Below are 3,346 nucleotides of genomic sequence, written 5' to 3'. Positions count from 1 at the left end.
ACCTGGGTGCCCATGGCGGGCAAACCGGTGCCGGTGACGCCGTTCTCGGCCAGCACCTTCTTGGCGGCTTTCACGGCCGTCATGAAGGCTTGGGGGTTTTGGATGTTGCCCACACCCTTGGTGCCGCGCACCGCGATGGCCTTGAGGTTTTTGCTGCCCATGACCGCACCCACGCCAGATCGGCCGGCGGCGCGGTGCAAGTCGTTGACCACGGCGGCAAACAGCACACCGTTTTCACCCGCCTTGCCGATGCTCGACACGCGAGTCAGCGGGTCTTGCAGACCCTTCTTGATGATCTCTTCGGTTTCCCAGACGCTCTTGCCCCACAGGTGGCTGGCATCGCGCAGTTCGGCCAGGTCGTCGTTGACGTACAGGTAGACCGGCTTGGCCGACTTGCCTTCAAAAATGACCATGTCCCAGCCGGCCATCTTGAACTCGGCACCCCAGTAGCCGCCTGAATTGGAGCAGGCAATGGCACCGGTCAGCGGGCCTTTCGTGATGACGGTGTAGCGGCCACCGGTACTGGCCATGGTGCCGGTCAGCGGACCGGTGGCCCAGATGATCTTGTTCTCAGCAGAGAGCGGATCCACGGTGGCATCGACTTCTTCGACCAGGTATTTGGTACCCAGGCCGCGCGAGCCAATGTAGGCCTGCGCCCACTCCATATTGAGGGGTTCAGACTTGACGGTGCCTGCGGTCAAGTTAACGCGGAGGATTTTTCCAGCCCATGACATGTTCGTTCTCCTAAAGTGTTGGGGTCAGAGCACGTTTGCTGCGCAAGGTGGTCTGACCCACAAGTATTTTAAACTGCGGTCGCTTGATTGCCGAGCTTGTCAGCCCACTGTTCCATCTTGCCCAGACCGGTCCAGTTGGCGTCGATGAAGGTGATGGCGCCGGTGGGGCAGGCATCGGCACAGGCCGGCTCGCCGCCGCACAGGTCGCACTTTTGCACCTTGCCGGTTTCCTGGACGTAGTTGATGGTGCCAAACGGGCAGGCGATGGTGCAGACCTTGCAGCCGACACAGGTGGTCTCATTCACCACTTTGGCGCCCGTTGCCTTGTCCAGCGTAATGGCCTCCACCGGGCACGCGTGCAGGCACCAGGCCTCGTCGCACTGAGTGCAGGTGTAGGGCACCTTCTTGCCGGTGTGGTGAAAGTTAAACACCTTGATACGCGATTTGGCGGTGGCGAACGTGCCGTAGTTCTCAAACGAACAGGCCATTTCGCACTGCAGACAGCCGGTGCATTTGTCGGCCGTGATGTGCAACACCTTTTGCATGTGTGGGTCTCCTTTGGGTGATGAATGAAACCGGAATGAACAGCCACAATGCCATTCTCGTCAAACCAGTCACCCCTTGATTGTTAGAGTTTGGCAAAAAATGCGGGCTAGGGAGAACCCTGATGTGAATGAGGCAAAGTCCACAAATTCTCAAATTGAGACGAGCCGCAAAAAACAGGCGGTGATGAGAATTGCCGTCAAAACTGCGTCTGTGGCTCAATTGGCGCGCAAGCAAACCCACCGGTCAACCCAAAATGCGATAAATTCAGGCACCTGCAAACCAGACCATGAACACCGCCAATTCCAGCACGTCCCCCAATGCCCCGCCGAGCCGCCTGGCACGCATTGCCCAGGCACGCCAAAGCCTCATGGTGGACGGCCGCTCCGTTGCGCCCGGCTGGGTCGCTCCCTGGGTTGAGCGCTCATGGCAGCGCTGCCTTGCTTCGGGTCTGCAACCCGCCAGCCAGGTGAGTTTTGCCCAGGTGACCACGCCCCTGCTGCGCTACACCCTGGAAGCCAACCAGGGCCTCATTGCGGCAGCCCAGCCCATGCTGCACAACCTGGCGCGCGCCATTGTCAACACCCGCTACTTTGCCATCCTGACCAACGCCGACGGGGTGGTGGTCGACGCCTGCGGCGCCATTGACCACGCCGACCCACGCGCCCACCTGATCACCCGTGTCGGCACCGACCTGTCAGAGCGCAGCATTGGCACCACGGCCATTGGCACTGCGCTGTCTGAACAGCAACCGGTCTGGCTGCACCGGGGCGAGCATTTTTTTGATCAAACGTCGGTGTACAGCTGCGCTGGAGCGCCGCTGTTTGGCCCTGATGGCGCTTGCGTGGGCATGCTGGATGTGACAGGGGTCGATGCGCAGGAGCGTCCGGAGCTCAAGCACCTGGTCATGCAATCGGCCAGCAAAATTGAAAACGCCCTGGTCACCGCCCTGCCCCACGCCCTGCTGCTGCGCTTGAACTGGCCCGGCAACAGCCTGGGCGGTGATGCCGACGGCATTTTGTGCCTGGACATGGATGGCTGGATCACCGGTGCCAACCCGGTGGCGCGCCAGATGGTGCCAGGCCTGGCCGCACCCGACCAGACGCCGGTGCACGTCAGTGACGTTTTTGGCCAGCCGGTTGAACCTTTGTTTGACGCCGCCAAGCGACCCGGCAAACCGATTGAACTCCCGCTCTGGAGCGGTCTGCGCCTGCAGGCGCTGGCCATCACCCGCGCCGACGAAGCCAACCCGTTGCAAACTGGCCCGAGCGCAGGTCCGGCGCGGGCGCTGCGCGAGGTCGAGGCCGCCATGATCCGCAAGGCGGTGGACGATGCCCGTGGCAATGTCGGCCAGGCCGCCCGCGCCCTGGGGATCAGCCGTGCCACGCTGTACCGCAAGCTGGGACCAAAGCCGTCGTGAAAGCGCAATTTTTGTTGAATCTGGTGCTTGCATTCTTTGCACTCGCCGCAAGCCCCCTCAGCCTGGCCGAAACCGCCCGGGTGGCGGCGGCGGCCGACTTGCGCTATGCATTTAACGAACTTTTGCCCCTGTTTCAAAAAACCAACCCGACGCACAAACTTGAGTTGATCATGGGTTCCTCGGGCAAGTTCATGCAGCAAATTGAAAACGGCGCACCGTTTGACCTGTTTTTCTCGGCCGACGTGAGCTACCCGAAAAAACTGGTTACCAGCGGCAAGGCGCTCGGCCCCGTCACCACCTACGCCTTTGGTCGCATCGTGCTGTGGAGCGCCAAGGTGGATGCCAGCCAGCTCAGCCTGCAGAGCCTGGCCCGGCCTGAATTTCGCAAGATCGCCATTGCCGCGCCCGAACATGCGCCCTACGGTGCCCGCGCCCGGGAAGCCCTCGAGCACGCCGGCCTGTGGACCACGCTTCAAAGCAAGCTGGTGTTTGGAGAAAACATTTCGCACACCGCGCAGCTCATTGACAGCCAGGCCGCCGAGGTCGGCATCATCGCGCTGTCACTAGCCATCAATGACTCTCTCAAAGCCAAGGGCGGCTACTACCTGATTCCGGCCGACAGCCACCAGCCGCTGGAGCAAGCCTTTGT

The 3,346-nt window shown here is 61.5% G+C and carries 4 protein-coding genes; 2 read left to right on the top strand and 2 right to left on the bottom strand.

Features of this window, described 5'->3' with window-relative positions; all coding sequences use genetic code 11:
• Together GPS82_RS13560 and GPS82_RS13555 are read right to left on the bottom strand one after the other, a co-directional pair.
• Positions 1-734 (bottom strand): aldehyde ferredoxin oxidoreductase N-terminal domain-containing protein (locus tag GPS82_RS13560; protein WP_296495606.1); only part of this gene is annotated, 734 nt, incomplete at its 3' end.
• Positions 735-802: 68 nt separating this feature from the next.
• Entirely contained in the window at positions 803-1,279 is a 477-nt protein-coding gene (locus GPS82_RS13555; protein WP_296495604.1) for a 4Fe-4S dicluster domain-containing protein, read from the bottom strand.
• A 287-nt stretch (positions 1,280-1,566) separates the two neighbouring features.
• Between GPS82_RS13555 and GPS82_RS13550 the strand changes: the two genes are divergently transcribed.
• Both GPS82_RS13550 and modA read left to right on the top strand, forming a co-directional pair.
• Positions 1,567-2,697, top strand: coding sequence for a helix-turn-helix domain-containing protein (locus tag GPS82_RS13550; RefSeq protein WP_296495603.1), 1,131 nt, complete (start codon positions 1,567-1,569; stop codon positions 2,695-2,697).
• Positions 2,694-3,346: molybdate ABC transporter substrate-binding protein (modA, locus tag GPS82_RS13545; protein ID WP_296495600.1), on the top strand; the 653-nt coding region annotated here is incomplete at its 3' end. The genes GPS82_RS13550 and modA, both read left to right, overlap by 4 nt.

Origin of the sequence: Rhodoferax sp. (genome assembly GCF_011391645.1) — a bacterium.
In the GTDB taxonomy this organism is placed as follows: Bacteria; Pseudomonadota; Gammaproteobacteria; order Burkholderiales; family Burkholderiaceae_C; genus Rhodoferax.
Note: the sequence above shows the minus strand (reverse complement) of the source record. Positions and strands in the feature narration are given on the sequence as shown.